Annotated in this window: 13 protein-coding genes and 1 tRNA gene; 5 read left to right on the top strand and 9 right to left on the bottom strand. The window is 54.5% G+C overall.

Features of this window, described 5'->3' with window-relative positions; genetic code table 11:
- Positions 1-34 precede the first annotated feature (34 nt).
- Together xylB and J4P41_RS07065 are read left to right on the top strand one after the other, a co-directional pair.
- On the top strand, positions 35-1,495 hold the full coding sequence (gene xylB, locus J4P41_RS07070; protein WP_426066566.1) for a xylulokinase: 1,461 nt from the start codon (positions 35-37) through the stop codon (positions 1,493-1,495).
- A gap of 64 nt (positions 1,496-1,559) precedes the next feature.
- Entirely contained in the window at positions 1,560-2,159 is a 600-nt protein-coding gene (locus tag J4P41_RS07065) for a nucleoside 2-deoxyribosyltransferase (RefSeq protein WP_023942370.1), read from the top strand.
- A 345-nt stretch (positions 2,160-2,504) separates the two neighbouring features.
- Here the strand turns inward: J4P41_RS07065 and J4P41_RS07060 are convergent, their stop codons facing one another.
- On the bottom strand, positions 2,505-3,983 hold the full coding sequence (locus tag J4P41_RS07060; RefSeq protein WP_426066565.1) for an MFS transporter: 1,479 nt from the start codon (positions 3,981-3,983) through the stop codon (positions 2,505-2,507).
- 768 nt (positions 3,984-4,751) lie between these two features.
- On the opposite strand from J4P41_RS07060, the gene J4P41_RS07055 reads away from it, so the two are divergent.
- Entirely contained in the window at positions 4,752-5,783 is a 1,032-nt protein-coding gene (locus tag J4P41_RS07055; protein ID WP_426066564.1) for a diguanylate cyclase, read from the top strand.
- A 14-nt stretch (positions 5,784-5,797) separates the two neighbouring features.
- Here J4P41_RS07055 and J4P41_RS07050 read toward each other — a convergent pair whose 3' ends face one another.
- The 3 genes from J4P41_RS07050 to J4P41_RS07040 all read right to left on the bottom strand — a co-directional run bounded on the left by J4P41_RS07050 (position 5,798) and on the right by J4P41_RS07040 (position 7,225).
- Positions 5,798-6,412 carry a YitT family protein gene (locus tag J4P41_RS07050; RefSeq protein ID WP_426066563.1) on the bottom strand — a complete coding sequence of 205 codons (615 nt, stop codon included), beginning with the start codon at positions 6,410-6,412 and terminating at the stop codon, positions 5,798-5,800.
- A gap of 272 nt (positions 6,413-6,684) precedes the next feature.
- Entirely contained in the window at positions 6,685-6,894 is a 210-nt protein-coding gene (locus J4P41_RS07045; protein WP_426066562.1) for a hypothetical protein, read from the bottom strand.
- A 256-nt stretch (positions 6,895-7,150) separates the two neighbouring features.
- A tRNA-Val gene (locus tag J4P41_RS07040) sits at positions 7,151-7,225 on the bottom strand.
- 116 nt (positions 7,226-7,341) lie between these two features.
- On the opposite strand from J4P41_RS07040, the gene J4P41_RS07035 reads away from it, so the two are divergent.
- On the top strand, positions 7,342-8,472 hold the full coding sequence (locus J4P41_RS07035; protein ID WP_426066561.1) for an acyltransferase family protein: 1,131 nt from the start codon (positions 7,342-7,344) through the stop codon (positions 8,470-8,472).
- Here the strand turns inward: J4P41_RS07035 and J4P41_RS07030 are convergent.
- Together J4P41_RS07030 and J4P41_RS07025 are read right to left on the bottom strand one after the other, a co-directional pair.
- On the bottom strand, positions 8,454-10,328 hold the full coding sequence (locus J4P41_RS07030) for a hypothetical protein (protein ID WP_426066560.1): 1,875 nt from the start codon (positions 10,326-10,328) through the stop codon (positions 8,454-8,456). The genes J4P41_RS07035 and J4P41_RS07030 overlap by 19 nt on opposite strands.
- Before the next feature lie 11 nt (positions 10,329-10,339).
- A complete protein-coding gene (locus J4P41_RS07025) occupies positions 10,340-11,272 on the bottom strand; it encodes a mitochondrial fission ELM1 family protein (protein WP_426066559.1) in 933 nt (310 codons plus the stop codon).
- Between J4P41_RS07025 and J4P41_RS07020 the strand changes: the two genes are divergently transcribed.
- Positions 11,256-12,494 (top strand): DEAD/DEAH box helicase, encoded by a 1,239-nt coding sequence (locus J4P41_RS07020; RefSeq protein ID WP_426066558.1) that lies wholly within the window; start codon positions 11,256-11,258, stop codon positions 12,492-12,494. The genes J4P41_RS07025 and J4P41_RS07020 overlap by 17 nt on opposite strands.
- On the opposite strand, the gene J4P41_RS07015 is transcribed toward J4P41_RS07020, so the two are convergent.
- From J4P41_RS07015 to J4P41_RS07005, 3 genes are read right to left on the bottom strand one after another with little or no spacing between them, the layout of a single operon-like run.
- A complete protein-coding gene (locus J4P41_RS07015) occupies positions 12,491-13,384 on the bottom strand; it encodes a glycosyltransferase family 4 protein (protein WP_426066557.1) in 894 nt (297 codons plus the stop codon). The two genes, J4P41_RS07020 and J4P41_RS07015, sit on opposite strands and share 4 nt — an antisense overlap.
- The gene (locus J4P41_RS07010; RefSeq protein ID WP_426066556.1) at positions 13,384-13,563 is read right to left on the bottom strand and encodes a hypothetical protein; all 180 of its coding nucleotides are present in this window, start codon (positions 13,561-13,563) and stop codon (positions 13,384-13,386) included. The genes J4P41_RS07015 and J4P41_RS07010 overlap by 1 nt, the downstream gene beginning before the upstream one ends.
- Entirely contained in the window at positions 13,554-14,723 is a 1,170-nt protein-coding gene (locus J4P41_RS07005; RefSeq protein WP_426066644.1) for a glycosyltransferase family 4 protein, read from the bottom strand. Before J4P41_RS07005 ends, J4P41_RS07010 begins: the two co-directional genes overlap by 10 nt.
- Between the last annotated feature and the right edge of the window lie 149 nt (positions 14,724-14,872).

Raw genomic sequence — 14,872 nt, 5'->3', positions numbered from 1 at the left:
AGGCGTGTTTTTGAATCTGAGTTTGGACAAGTGCATGTTTCTGGGAATTGACGTCGGAACATCCGGAATCAAGGCTTTGCTGGTGGATGAAAACCAGCACGAAGTTGCATCCCATACGGAGAGCCTGACGGTTAGCCGGCCTCATGCGGGGTGGAGCGAACAGGATCCGGAAGACTGGTGGAAAGCCGCTTGTCGCGCCATTGATAAACTGCACAGTCAGCATCCTGAAGCGGTTGCGGCGATCCGTGGCATTGGTCTCTCAGGACAGCAGCATGGCGCGGTTCTGGTTGACGCATCTGGTGAAGTCTTACGCCCGTGCATTCTGTGGAATGATACGCGTGCAGAAGCGGAATGTGCACTTTTTGAGGAACGGTTCCCGCTCAGTCGTGAAGTGACGGGCAATATTGCCATGCCGGGCTTTACCGCTCCAAAGTTGCTCTGGGTCGCACGGCATGAGCCCGAAATTTTTGCCAGAATCCGTCATGTTTTGCTTCCAAAAGCATGGCTGCGGTACCGGATGACTGGCGAGATGATCGAAGATATGTCGGATGCCTCGGGGACGCTCTGGCTGGATGTTGGAAAGCGTGTCTGGTCGGCCGAGGCTTTGAAGGCCACGGGTTTGACGCTGGCCAATATGCCAACTCTCTGTGAAGGAACGGAGCCTGCCGGTGTTCTGACGGAAGATCTGACGCACCGTTGGGGCATGACGTCTGCGCCTGTATTTGCGGGAAGTGCCGGAGACAATGCTGCCGGAGCGGTAGGCCTTGGCGCTATTCGCAATGGGGATGCTTTCGTTTCTCTGGGAACCTCAGGCGTTGTGTGGGTGACAACCAATGAGTTCAGGCCAGAGCATCAGTCTGCCATTCATGCTTTTTGCCACGCCGTACCGGAAACCTGGCATCAGATGGGGGTAACACTTTCTGCTGCTGCGTCTCTCGCCTGGTGGGCAAAAGTGTGTGGTGTGACGGAACGCGAGCTGTTGACTGAGTTACCAGAGCGCCCTACCCGCCCATCATCTGTTCTTTTTGCGCCTTACCTGTCCGGAGAGAGAACGCCTCATAATGATGGGACCATCCGGGGCGGATTTGTTGGATTGTCTCATGATACGAGCCGGGCAGAATTGACGCAGGCTGTTCTTGAAGGAGTCGCGTTCTCTTTTCGTGATGCTCTGGAAGGTTTGACGGCTTCTGGGTCCATAATCACTGAAGCCGATGTGATTGGCGGGGGATCTCGCAGTCCGTTCTGGATTGCTATTCTTGCTTCGGTTCTTGGTTTGCGGCTGCACAGCCTTGCACATGGGGAGCACGGAGGTGCGTTCGGGGCAGCGCGGTTGGCCCGAATTGCTGCGACGGGTGAGAGTGTGGAGAGTGTGTGCACACCGCCGGAGCGGGTTTCTGCCACTGATCCGGTCCCAGAATTACAGAACGCCTACGATCAAGCCTATAACCGCTATCGTCGTCTCTATCCTGCTCTGCGGGGAATTCAGGACGCCTGAATACACCAAACAGGCCGAAAAGAAGATGTTTTGCCTGTGATGCCGGTATGATAATCCCGGTCATATGCAGGCAAAATTTCCTTCCGTTTATCTGGCCGGTGATCTGGTATTTCGGCCGGATGCGCTCTCCCTTTTCGATCGTCTTAAAGCCATCTGTGCAGAGGTAGGCCTTGAAGGTATCGCCCCTTTTGACGGGCAGGCTGAAGCAAGGCTGATGCCGCCGGGGCGCGAGACCATTCTGGCTTTCGTTCGTGCGGATCGCGAACTGATGGATCAATGTGATGGCGGGTTGTTTTGCGTAGATCCATTTCGTCGTTCAGCGGATATGGACCCTGGGACCGCGGTGGAAATTGGTTACATGCACGGTCTGGGAAAGCCGATGGAAGGCTACACTGTGGATGGTCGGCTTTATCCTGAAAAGGTCGAAGCTTACTGGCGCGAAGCCTGGGGGGAATCGCTTCGTACACGAAAAGAAGATGGGGCCCCCGCTTCGGGTAGTATGGAAGATCCGGGTGGAATGCTCGCGCATTCCGAGGGGTTGTACCAGAACGGCATGGTTGATGGATTTATCGGGTTTTCCGGTGGACAAATTGCGGTAGATGCCGATTTTTATGAAGCGTTTCGGAAGGCTGCAAAACGTCTCTCTGAGCGTCTGGGCCGTTAAGAGATCACAGCCCTTCTGGTAAGGACAAATGATCGTCAGACTTGCTTGCGGGGCTGATGATCATTGTCTTTGCATGAAGGAAATCGCGGTGCGCACTTCTGGTCTGATACTGATTGCCATACTGGGACTTTCTGGCTGCGCAGAGCCTCAGCGAAGAGATACTCGGGCGGATCTTCTACAGCCCATCAAAAATAACCACTCAGGAGCAGACACCTCCTCAGCCTTTCAGAAAGATGGAAAGGTCCATGGAAGCATGTCAATGAGTTCTGGTTTTGGAGCAGGCTCCGGTGTGGGAGCCGGGCCGGGCTAGCCTTCTCTGAGTAGCCCGGTTGGATGGTAATGGGGTTAGTGTAAGTGGGTTCGAAAACTCGATAGCGGTGGAGCCACCTCTTCGAGAGATTTATTCTCGGCATCAACGCCGAAAATCCACGCGACAATACTGGCGCAAATCATAAGAACGGCTGCAAAAACATATCCTGCAACAACGGAATCAAGTCGACCCGTTTCAATCAGGTATCCGAAAAGCACGGGGGCTGCCGCGCCGCCAAATAATGTTCCCAGTGCATAGAAAACCGCGATCGCGAAAGCGCGCATTTCAAGTGGGAAAAGCTCGCTGGCGGTCAGATAGGCAGAAGAAGCTGCTGCAGATGCAAAAAAGAAGACGGCGCTCCAGCCCAGTGTCTGGGTAAGTGCAGTCAATATTGAGGCGTGCATGGCCCAGGCCACCATCATCATGAGCAACCCCGAAAGCGCGTAGCTTGTTCCAATCATGCGACGGCGACCGATCGTATCAAACCAGCGTGCCATAAGAAGCGGTCCGAGGAGGTTTCCAAGAGCCAGAGGGAAAATATACCAGCCCACATGCCCTGTAGGAACGAACAGGTAAGTGGTTAGAACCATTCCATAGGTAAAGAACACAGCATTGTAGAGAAAGGCCTGTGCAATCATCAAAACAAGAACGTAAAATGTTCTACCGCGATAATCCTTCAACATGATCCGGATCATATCCATCGGCATAAAAACGCCCGCAGGATAGATCATAACTTTCGGGATCGTACTGTTGCTTTCAAGGTTAGATGAATGAGCCTCCATTTTGGAAACGATGGCTTCGGCTTCCCGTATGCGGCCATGTGTCATCAGCCAACGAGGGCTTTCAGGAACAAAAGCTCGCAGGAAAAGAATGATGAGGCCAAGCATGGCTCCGATGGCAAAGGAGACCCGCCATGCAATGGCAACGGGGAAAAGAGTGGTGTTTAGCAGGGCTATGGATCCCAAGGCCCCAAGAGCTGCACCTGCCCAGAATGTTCCATTGACCATGAGATCAACACGCCCGCGCAGACGGGCGGGCACCAGTTCATCAATGGCTGAATTGATTGCGGCATATTCTCCGCCAATGCCGAGACCTGTCACCATGCGGGAAAGAGCGAAGCTAACCGTCCCCCATGCGCAGGCGGATGCACCTACACCAAGGACGTACAGGCCGAGTGTCAGGAAGAAAATCTGTTTGCGTCCCAGTCGATCTGTCATCCAGCCAAAAACAAGAGCCCCGAGGACTGCACCTGTTACGTAGGCAGAAGAGGCAAGACCAACGCCTTCGGCGCTAAGGTGGAGCGTATCTGCTCTTTGTAGGGATGGTCCGAGAGAACCAATGACGGTTACTTCTAGCCCATCAAGGATCCACGTGATCCCCAGAGCGATGACGATGAGCATATGAAACCGGGACCAGGGCAGCCGGTCCAGACGCGCCGGGATATTTGTTTCCAGCGGTTTTCCATTCTGAAATGCGCGGATGGAGGAATGAAAGTCCTGAGTATTTTTCTGCAAGTCCGCCTCCTTTATGGTCTGTCATTCAGATTTTCGACTTGTGCAGCAGGAAACGCGGGGAGTTTGACGTTGCAGTGGCAAAAAATGCTCTCAACACTCACATTATCTCGACCGACCTACTCCTGTAGAGGTGGCGATGAGCAATTGAGAGGTTTTTTATTGCTGTTTCAGAGGGAGCGTGAATTCAGGATTCATTCGTTAAGATTTATTTTTCTTTATGTTAAGATTCTGCAACCTATTATGTAGCGTGAAATGTCGGTTGTTTATGTTGATCCAATACTTTAATGTTTTGAAAACTTTATTGGCATGTATTCGATCTATTATTCGTTAATCTCAGGAATAATTTAAAGCCGTATGTTGTCCCGCATCGCAGAAAAATACACTCCTGCATTGCTTGTTGGTGGAATTGTATTCTCTGCTGCTGTAATGGGCATTTATTCCAGACATTTTGGTCAGCTTGCCCAGATATGGCCAGCAAATGCGCTGTTGCTCTGGATCATGATTACCTATCGCCAGCTTGACCGATTGTCTGGTTGGCTGGGAGCCTGCGTTGGCTACCTGTTGGCCGGTTGGGTCATGGGGGACAGATTTCTGATCAATGTCTGGCTTGGAACTGCCAATCTGGCGGGTGTCAGTGCCGGATATCTACTTTTTGGAATTTTTAGGAAGGATGGAAATGGACTGATCGGCCCTAAATCCGTGCTTTCTCTTTTGCTGGTGTGCAGTGGAGCCGCAGCAGCATCTGCTTCGGTCGGAACGCTGCTTGCAATGTCTCTTCCCGGAACTACGGCATGGAGCCGTTTTATCCTGTGGTTTAGCAGTGAACTTAATCGGCACCTTGTTCTGCTGCCCGTATGTTTTTCAGGGCGGGAATGGTTCTCCAGACAGACCTTTTATCAATGGCGTCAGATTTTCGCTCTGCGAAAGATGAATATCGCACCGGTGACAAGTTTGGTCATATCCGTTGTTCTGGCAACGATTACGGGCGGTCCGGGAGCCATAGCCTTCCCGGTTCCTGCTCTTCTTTGGTGTGCCTTGAGTTACACGGTTTTACCGCTGTGTCTGATCGTCCTGATTTTCAACGTCGCGGTAATGGGGATCGTCGAGGCCGGATTTCTGAACTTTGGTCAGATGTATCCGCATCTTGGTGGCATTGTTTCTTTCCGCCTGGGATTATCTTTTCTGGTTCTTGGTCCGTTAACAGTTACTGCGATCATGACAACACAGCGAGCTTTGGTGGATCGCCTCAATCAATCAATTACCTGGGACAGTCTGACAAAAGTTCTCAGTCGTCAGGCGTACCTTGAGCAAAGTCAGTCCTTTATTGAGAGTAAAAGAAAAAAATCTGCGTTAGGAATTGCTGTCCTGATGTTGGATATTGATCAGTTCAAAAGGATTAACGATACATACGGTCATTTTGTGGGCGATAACACTCTGGAAGCCGTTGCAAAAGCAATTTCGGATATTTTGTCTGATGATCAGATTTGTGGTCGTTTAGGGGGGGAAGAGTTTGCGATTACCATTTCAGTTGAAAGGGGTGAAGAAGCGACCTGTCTGGCTGAAAAGATCCGATTGTCTGTTGAGAAAATTCTCATCCCGGTAAACGGGGATACATTCATTCATATGACTGTCAGTATTGGTGTTGCGTTCCAGCTGTTTACGGATGATGTGAAGTTTCGCGCTCTGTTGGCCCAGGCAGATGTGGCCCTCTATCAGGCTAAAGCCAACGGACGAAATCGGGTGGCACTCTCATCGACCGTATTGGAGAAACAGGAGCGCCCTGCTGTTCATCTTTCCTGAAAAACCAGTTTTTTCTAATGCCCAATGTAGCGGCCGGGCCTGTGAAAGACCATGAGAACACTGCTCATGGCTATGGCACTTACGGCAGAGAGCAATGCTTTTTCCCATGGCAGGAAGAATGCGGATGTAGCCAGAATGGCAGCATCAATCATGATTTGCACCCGACCGGCATTGAAGCCGCGGCTTTTCTGAAGCCAGAGCGTAATAACGCCTGTCCCGCCGACGCCCGCTTGATGGCGTGCCAGAGACAAAATTCCCATACCAATCACGGTTCCTCCAAACAGAGCTGCAAAGAGAGGCTGAATGGAAGAAAGCGTCATGACGCTGGGGATCAGGCGGGCAAGTGCTGTAATGCCAAAGCTCGCTATCGTTGTCTTTAGCGCGAATTGCGGCCCCATTGCCCGGATGGCAAACAGAAGAAATGGGATATTGATGGCTGTAAACAGATTTCCTGGTGTCACAGGTAGAAGATAAGACAGTAGCAGGGCAATGCCTGCAACACCTCCCGTGACAAGACCCGCCTTGTGAAGGCACATCAGTCCCATGACGATCAGGGAGCAGCCGATCAGAAAGGCGTAGACGTCCTCGACATAAGAATGACGTAGCCCAGGCCCATATGGCGAAGTCATAATCGGAAAATCCAGCCGTTCAGCAAAAGATCCAGTCCGCCAGACTGGAATAAACCATAAGATTTTGAGCCAGATAATTCAGCTATGCCGCATTGCCCAGCCTCATTCATCATTGGAAAATATTGTTTCAAGAAGGCCGTTCCCGGCTTGCTTGATGCTACTGTCAGGCTAGGCTTGATCGGATTTTTTGTACAGTACGGCTCAGATTGCGATTCTTGAAAAAGCTGACTTTGAGGGTAAAAGAAAACCCGGCTTGAGCCGGGCTCCTAAAATCACATTCTGTCGCCTGAGCCGCCATTGCCCATGTTGTCACTTTGGCCGCCTCTGCCATCACCTTGATTATAATTGTCGGGCCCACCCATGCTACCTTCATGATGATCATGATAGCCGCTGTAGCCCATATCACCTGGCCCCGGCCCCCAACAGGCGGAAAGAGCGAGAGATAGTCCGATAACCGTACCGATTTTAACGACTTTATTCATATGGTCCTCCTGCGGATAATAACGCTGGAGTGGGAAAGCTGAATCAGGGCAATATTAAAACAAAAAGAAACGAATTTTTAGAAAATACAGAAAGTTTGGGAGAAAATTGAATTTTCTATTACATTTGGAAGTATTTGAAACATAAAATTTTATAAACGGAGCGATATATGCCGTCACTTTAAACAATACATGATCTGTAAATATAGATCAGAAGAGTATGTTCTAAAAATTACTACGGACTTTAGGAGAATTCGAATGGTGGGCACGACAGGGATTGAACCTGTGACCCCTCCCGTGTGAAGGGAGTGCTCTACCGCTGAGCTACGCGCCCATTCGATGGACGGGCTTTTATCAGCGGGCCAACTCTCTGACAAGACGCTTTTTTCGCCACGTGCTCGCCTTTCTTTGAACTCATTGCCCCTCCAGAAACATTTTGTCTGACAGGGAATGGCAATGAAACGGAATGCGGCTCTGGATTGTATGCGCGGCGCTGCAATCCTTCCGGTGCTTGGAAACCATCTCGGGATCCGCATTCCCCTTGTACACACGGCCTTGGGTGATTTCCTTCCGCACTGGCTTTTGGTTGGCATGAACTACAATGGTGGCGAAGCTGTCAGCATCTTCTTTGTGCTGTCGGGCTTTCTGATTGCATCGCGCGTCCTTCAGCGATTTGGAGCACTGGATCAGATCCAGCCTCTGCCCTTCCTTGCTCATCGGGCCGCACGCATCCTGCCCTGCCTTGTAGCACTCGTCACGGTGTTGGGGCTGCTCGACTATATCGGTTTCGAGGATTACCGCTTCGTGAAGCCGGGCCAGAGTTTTTCTGGTGCGACACTGGCTGCGTTCGGTTTGTACTTCAATGTCTGGCAGGCACGGCATGGCTGGAGCGTGGCAGGTTGGACGGTGCTCTGGTCCCTTTCGATTGAAGAACTGTTCTATCTCTTTTTCCCGTTCTTCTGCCGCCTCAGCGCCCGTATCCGGGTTGGAGTTCTCGTTGCTCTCGCCATCATCGTGCCGATCTACAGGGCAACATTGCATGGCAACGAAATCTGGCGCGAACAGGCAACGCTGACGGGCGTCGGAACCATCGCAATGGGCGTCCTCATGGCGATTGTTGCTGCCAACTACCGACCCAAGGGGCGTTGGCCTGTTGTCATGGGTGCTGTCGGCTTAGTCATGATGCTGGCGGAGATGTGGGGCCCCATGTCTTGGTGGCGCCTGCTCCCGAATGGCCTGATCGCTATCTTTTACGCCGGGATTGCCATGCTGGTACTGGCCTGCGGCTGGAGGTCTTTCGAAGGAGGCGCAGGAAGCTGGTTGGTTCGCCGAATGGGGCAGTTGTCCTATGAGGTTTATTTGACACACATGTTCGTTGTCATGGCGGCTGTGCGGATCTGGAAACACAACCACTGGTCACAAAGTATGGGCTGGATCGTCTATCCGATCTGTCTGGTACTGATCTGGGGATTGGGAGAAGCGGTATCCCGTTTCTTCTCCCGCCCAATTGCCCTCCTGCTGGACCTGGAAGTTGCCTCCCGGTTCCGGCGGCGGGTGCTGGTTCAGAACCCGAACATGTGATCGAGAGAGAAGCCGCCCTCGCCATTTTCGAGGCCATGATAGCCGAACAGTCGGCACGTCAGATCGCGGATCAGAACATATCCGCCAACGCCAGCCCGCTCCAGATGCGCGCCTTCGAACAGGTCATGTGGACGGACCATGAAAGAACCTGACGGCTGAATGTGGATGGTGGTCTCCGCGATGAGGCTGCCATCTGCGGCATGAAGCAGCAGAACCGTCTCGGACGCACTGGTGCCTTCGATGGAGGCCGGATGGATCAGGCAGCAGAAACTCCGCAGTGCATCATGGCCAAGCTTCAGGAACAGGCGTGTTGTCAGGCCCGGCGGTGGTCCGGAATAGGACTGTGGCTCGGAGCGCCATGTCATTAACGTGTTGAAGATGTGGGCGCCAAAGCTGGTCTCGGCGGCATGATCCGTGTCTCGGTTACGATAGCGCATCAGCGCGTGAAGCCAGCCATCCGCCTCCCCGCCATCGCGAAAATCATAGACCAGATCAGCGTGGCCCGGACGATCGGTCAGGTCATGCAGGGCAATCGCCGTGGAATGGTCGCGAGGCAGATTTCCGAGGAAATGCGAGCCGACGGGCTGGCCAGCCTCATCGAAAATATCGAGCCTAACGGGGAGTGTTTCCAGAGCTTCGGACATCGGGTTGGGCTGAACGAAGCTCTCGAACGTCGCCGGGTCCAGAATGGGGAATGGCAGAAGGAACCCACGGCCCAGCGACGGTGCAAAGTTCCGGATAGCCGGGTCTGGACGGATATTGTCCCGCTCGACGTTTAGATGCGCGATACGCGTACGGCCACGTTGCTCGATTTCATAGCGGGGACGCACAAGATGGCGACCAGACCGCATTTCAAGCTGCGCTGGCCAAGCCAGATCCGGAAAAAGTGCCCCGACATTAACGGCCAACGTCTCAAATGGCCCGATCGCACGATTCACGCCTCGATGACCGTCCACGCCCATTGGGTTGAACGTAATGGCACCAGCGGGAATGGTCGTGGCGTGGCTGTTTTGCACCCAGACCGTGAGAGTTTCGTCGGCTTCGGGAGCGGGAAGCGTCGCATAGCGCACGGACGGCCAGGCGTTGGCGTCATGTGTGACTGAGAGGCTCGGATCGCCGTTCTTGCCCCACACGTCGAGCGCATATTTCACGACGTCATGGCCACGGGCACCAATGACGTGGATGAACAACTGCCCCATGAAGGCAGGAAGACCAAAGCGTTTACGAACATCCGCACTGTCGATGGTGATGCCAGCGCCGACGTGTTCAACGGGCTGTTCCCACTGCGCGATAATCTTTCCTGTTCCGTCATAGAGACGCAGCCAGTAACGCAGGTTCTGCGCGCCGTAATTGGACCAGTAGTTCGCTGTGACGATCCGCGTGGAGAAACGGTCATCGTCGCGGAAGAATGCAAAATTCGTCGCAAAATTGAGCTTGTCGAGATATGGGCGGCCACGAACGATCATGTCGTCTGGCAGGCGTGCAGGCGCGAGGGTGTAAAGGTAACGCCCGTTCAGGAGAGACCCTAACCGGCCGCGCATTTTTGCATCGTCGAAGGACAGCGCGAGGATGATATCTGCATCCACATGTGGCAGGTCCACGAGGGCTTTTCGCGTGCCGCCAAATCCGTCCGGCTGCCCGACCTGTTCCGTATCATGAACCAGAACGACAGAGGGGCGCAGACCAGGATAAAGGGCCACCAGCGTCCGGACCGTATCTTCGGGATCGTAAATGGCGATCGTCTGCCCGGCGAAGTCCTGCTCCATCCGCGTCAGTGCCTCGGCGGCAAGCGGGTGGGCCAGCGCCTTGTAGAGCACATTGCCACCCTGTGGACCGAACGTGCGGATATCGAGCATAGAGGGCCCTTTCAGAGCTTCAGTCGTTGGCGCATTTCTCTCGCCGTAGCAGGGGTGTCGTCAAGCGGGTGGACGGACCAGGGTTCAAGGTCGGGGCTGAAGGGCCGGATACGCCCGGCGTCCTGAAGGGTTTCGATAAACCTCCCAATCCGGGTGGACTTGCCGGGCAGCGGCAGGATCATGACCGGAGCGGTCGTCGCCGCGGCCTCCGAAATCATTGAGACACTGTCTGTCGTGACGGCAATGACGTCCGCGCAGGCCAGCATTCCCAGATAGGGGTTATCGTTGCCCTGCCCTTCCAGAATCCGTATTCCCGCCGGGATGAGCTTTTCTTTCAGAACAGCCAGCGCGGCGTCATCCGTTCTGCGGGATGGTGTCAGAACGGCCTGCATCCCGGTGCGGCTGGCGAAAGCGATCAGTCCATCAGCCATTTCTGCTGCTTCGGCGGCTCCAAGAGAAAAACGTCCATTCGTTCCGCCGATCAGGATGGACAGGAGTGGTCTGTTATCCAGTTTCAGGCGGCCTTCCCACGCGGCGCGTGCGACCTCCAGCTTGTGCGGCGTTACGGGATGAAGCGCATTGCGAGAAATCAAAACATTCTCGCCGATGATGCCATCATGGGTGTTCGCAATCACAAGATCGAACTTGGCCAGCGCTGTTCTCGGGTTCTGGATCTGGACGACCGGTAGCCCTTCCCGTCTGGCAACAGCAGCCCCGACAATCCCGCCCGTTCCGCCAATGCTGATAATGAGGCGGCTATCAGGCGAAATGCTGATCGGAGCAATCCGTTTCAAAGGAGAAGGCCAGTAGCGGGCTGGAAAGTGGCCCCAGGGTTTGCGGATCAGAACGGGCCGGAACTCCCACTCAAGACCTGCCTTTTCGGCCAGCCCTGCCCCCTGTGCCCGCATGCCGGCGAAGTCTTCTGCGATGATTGTTGCCTTCATGGCGGGCCTCCTGAAAAAAGAGCTATTTCCCGAAACGGAAGAAATTTGGCAAGAAGCGCATATGACGATGCCAGAAACACCCTCGACTGACACTCCTGACGGCTTTGCCGCTTTTGGGCTGATCCCGCCTCTTCTCGCCACATTGGAACAGGTGGGGCACAAGCGGCCCAGCACGATTCAGGTTCAGGCCATCCCGCCTTTGCTGAAGGGGCGCGATGTTCTTGTGGCATCCCAGACGGGCAGCGGCAAAACGGCTGCTTTTGTCCTTCCCATGCTTCAGATCCTCTCACAGGGTGAAAGTGCTCCCGGCCCGCGTGCTCTGATTCTGGAGCCAACGCGTGAACTGGCTGCGCAGACGGCTTCGGTCTGCCGTCAGTTAGGGCGTCGCCTGTCCCTGAAGACGCGTGTGATCTGTGGCGGAACATCACGTGAACAGCAGGTTCGTTCCATTGTCGATGGCGTTGACATCGTTGTCGCGACGCATGGTCGTTTGCTGGATCTTGTGATGCAGGGTGATCTGGTTTTGGAGTACCTGAGCTATCTCGTTCTGGATGAGGCTGACCGTCTTCTGGATGAAGATTTCTCCGAGAGCATGACGGCTCTGACGCCTTATTTCCCGGATGTTCCGCCCCAGACGGTTTTCTGCTCCGCTACGCTGCCGGAGCCAGTCATGGATCTGGCCAAGCGTGTGACGCGTGATCCTGTTCGGGTTGAGGTGGCTGCAGAGACGTTCACGCCCAAGAAGATCCGCCAGCGTGCGATGTTCGTGGAAAAGGAAGACAAGCCTGAGACGGTAGCTCGTATTCTGGAGCGTTCTCCGGGGCGGAGTATGGTGTTTACCCGCACGAAGGCGAATGTTGATCTATTGGCGAGGGTTCTGCGCAAGCACGACATCAAGTCTGAAACCCTGCACGGAGATCGGACGCAGGGCGCGCGAAACAAGGCGCTGGATCTGTTTCGTCAGGGGCGCGTTCCAGTGTTGGTCACGACGGATATTGCGTCCCGGGGGCTGGATATTTCCGATGTGGATCTCGTGATCAACATGGATATGCCCGAGACGCCGGAAGCTTATGTTCACCGCATTGGGCGTACAGCCCGTGCTGGCAAGAAGGGGGCCGCCTTCTCGCTCATCAATATCGACGAACGCCTGTCCCTTCGTGATATCGAGAAGCACATTGGCTATCGCATCCGCATTGCAACGGAAGACGCTCTCGATACTTAACCCGCGACACTGAGGATTTTCTGCCCCAGGTCCTGCCATGCTTTAGCGCTGTCAGGGACCGGGGCGACAGGGGGTGGAGCGTTGAGAAGTTGAGCGATGGTTCTTGCGATGGACGCTGGGTCAGGCTCGCAGAGCATGGCCTGGGAATGTTCGGAGAACTGTTCAGACAGTCCGCCAACATTAGTAGCCACCACATACCGCCCGCCCGCAATGGCCATGGCGCCGACACCGCTTTGCGATGCTTCCCGGTAGGGAAGAAGCAGTACGTCTGCCCAGGCAATCAGTTGTGACAGTTCGTCTTCCGGAACCCACCGGTTTTCGACGATTACGCCCTTCATTCCAGATAAACGAAGCAGCTCCGGGCTTTGAGGGCCTCTTCCGATCACTCTGCAATCTACTGCGATTTCGAGTTGAGGGAGGGCGTCGGCCAGAAGGTCAAGACCCTTGTAGGGGAGCAAGCGCCCGAACATCAGCAGTCTGGGTTTTTCGCCATGACTGAAAGGCAGAGGTGCCTCTGTTCCCACGAAGGGTGGATGTAACAGGGAGACTACGGGTTTCCCGCGACAGATGGCATCCCCCGACAGCACCGTGGCAACGTGCTGGCTGAAAGTCACCAGAAGGGACGACTGGCTGATAAGCGCCTTTTGCAGAAACATCTGAAACGGATAACCGTCTCCCGGATGTGTCCTGGCGTCATGAACAATTGTCACGACCTTGACGTCTGCTCTGCGGAGAGCATGAGCCATCAGAACATCAAGCGGGGCTGGCATCGCGCAGATGGCGACGTCGGGCTTGTTCCGAAGCATCAGCAGGAACAGCTTTGAGATGATCAGTGGGGCCTGAAGAAACCTGCCGAACAGCCCAAAGGCGGATCTGTAGGCTTTGAGCATCAGAGCATCAGAGCATCCTGTGGAGCATGATAGCTGTGAAGAATCTCTGCTTCTTCTGACAGGCACAATCTCACGGAGACGTCTGGTAACGCTGTCAGCCCATTGGCGAGGTCGACCGCAATGCGTGGTCCTGCTCCTCTTTTGCCCCATTGCCAGACAAGGACAGTCTTTATCGCCACGCTTCAACTCCTGCCGCGTGGATGGCTTTCAGAAGGCTGGTTCCGTCAAGATGCTTTGCAACGCGTTCCTGAGCCGCAGTTCCAAGGCGAGCCCGAAGATCAGGATGGTCCGCTGCCAGACGAAGGGCTTGTACAGCCGCTTGTCTGTCCGGGAGCGCCCAGCATGTCTGCGGCATGTCCAGCACGCCTCGGGGGTCATGGGCGGGGATGAGGTTGTAATCGACAGGAAGCCCGCAGGTGCTGTCCATAAATTCTGCTGTGGCAGACCAGTCGGTTGCAATCACGCATCGCCCCAGAGCCATCGCTTCGGCCACGACAAGGCCGAAACCTTCACTGCGATGCAGGGACAGCACGATATCGCAGCATCGCATCAGGGCTAGGCGATCGGCCCCGTTGTAAAGATGTGTCTCTATCTGGATATTGGAAGCGCCGTTAACGGCGCTCCGAATGGCGGCCATATCCTCAGGGTAATGGTCTATATGGCTGATTTTCAGAATCAGAACCCTGTCCTGACGATCTCCGAATGCTTCACGGAACGCAGCAATCGTATCAATCGGGTTTTTGCGCACCATGCTGGACGCCAGATTGAACGAGACAAGAACCGTAACGGCTTTTTCTGGTAATCCGAAGAATGCCCTATCTCGTGTAGAGGGGGCCTGTCCCACAAGGCCTACGGGATGTTCCACAACCCTTACCGGACGCCCCAGCGAAACCAGTGCATCAGCCGTGAAGCGGGATGGCGCCCAGATTTCATGAACATGCCGCCGTGCGTGCGTCCATGTGTCAGGCACGACCGGAAGCTCCCAGGCCCAGTAACCAATAATTTTTCGCCCGGTTCGGAGTGTACGCGGCATTCTGAGCAATACGGCGGGAAACATCGGTGCGTTCACATGTACGATCAGCGGTGCGCCAGGACCGACAGAGTCTCCATCCAGTCGGTGTGTCTCAATGTCCCATGTGGCACAGAGAATGCCGAGTTTGCGAAGAGCTGCCACCATAAGGCGTGCCCCCTCTCCCAGACCGGAGCCTCGACTGAATTCACCTGCGATGATGACACCAGCGGCGTGTCGAGGGTAACTGGCTTTGACGCCGGGCGTCACGCCCGCTGTTGCCCACGCAAAGAAACGCCGTCTCTGTTGCTGGGGAAGTTTTCGCCACATTCTGTGAAAAATAGAGAGGCCCGCACTGCGACTCACAGAAGTTCCTTCAAGGCGTTTTTGGAAAGAGTCGGAAATTGTTGGAAACTAAAACCACAATTTTCGTGTCTCATTTTTTACAACATGTTGCGGGCGCACACATCGTCATCCTC

The sequence above is a fragment of the Gluconobacter sp. NFX36 genome (genome assembly GCF_049887835.1).
Classification (GTDB): Bacteria; Pseudomonadota; Alphaproteobacteria; order Acetobacterales; family Acetobacteraceae; genus Gluconobacter; species Gluconobacter japonicus_A.
The sequence above is the reverse complement of the archived record's forward strand: the minus strand, read 5'-3'. Positions and strand labels throughout refer to the sequence as shown.

Coding starts and splice junctions, on each gene's coding strand:
- J4P41_RS07035 (WP_426066561.1), top strand. CDS start 7,342: ATGGCAATGAAACGGAATGCGGCTCTGGATTGTATGCGCGGCGCTGCA.
- J4P41_RS07015 (WP_426066557.1), bottom strand. CDS start 13,384: ATGCTCAAAGCCTACAGATCCGCCTTTGGGCTGTTCGGCAGGTTTCTT.
- xylB (WP_426066566.1), top strand. CDS start 35: ATGTTTCTGGGAATTGACGTCGGAACATCCGGAATCAAGGCTTTGCTG.
- J4P41_RS07025 (WP_426066559.1), bottom strand. CDS start 11,272: ATGAAGGCAACAATCATCGCAGAAGACTTCGCCGGCATGCGGGCACAG.
- J4P41_RS07020 (WP_426066558.1), top strand. CDS start 11,256: ATGATTGTTGCCTTCATGGCGGGCCTCCTGAAAAAAGAGCTATTTCCC.
- J4P41_RS07055 (WP_426066564.1), top strand. CDS start 4,752: ATGTCTCTTCCCGGAACTACGGCATGGAGCCGTTTTATCCTGTGGTTT.
- J4P41_RS07005 (WP_426066644.1), bottom strand. CDS start 14,723: ATGTGGCGAAAACTTCCCCAGCAACAGAGACGGCGTTTCTTTGCGTGG.
- J4P41_RS07065 (WP_023942370.1), top strand. CDS start 1,560: ATGCAGGCAAAATTTCCTTCCGTTTATCTGGCCGGTGATCTGGTATTT.
- J4P41_RS07030 (WP_426066560.1), bottom strand. CDS start 10,328: ATGCTCGATATCCGCACGTTCGGTCCACAGGGTGGCAATGTGCTCTAC.
- J4P41_RS07050 (WP_426066563.1), bottom strand. CDS start 6,412: ATGACTTCGCCATATGGGCCTGGGCTACGTCATTCTTATGTCGAGGAC.
- J4P41_RS07045 (WP_426066562.1), bottom strand. CDS start 6,894: ATGAATAAAGTCGTTAAAATCGGTACGGTTATCGGACTATCTCTCGCT.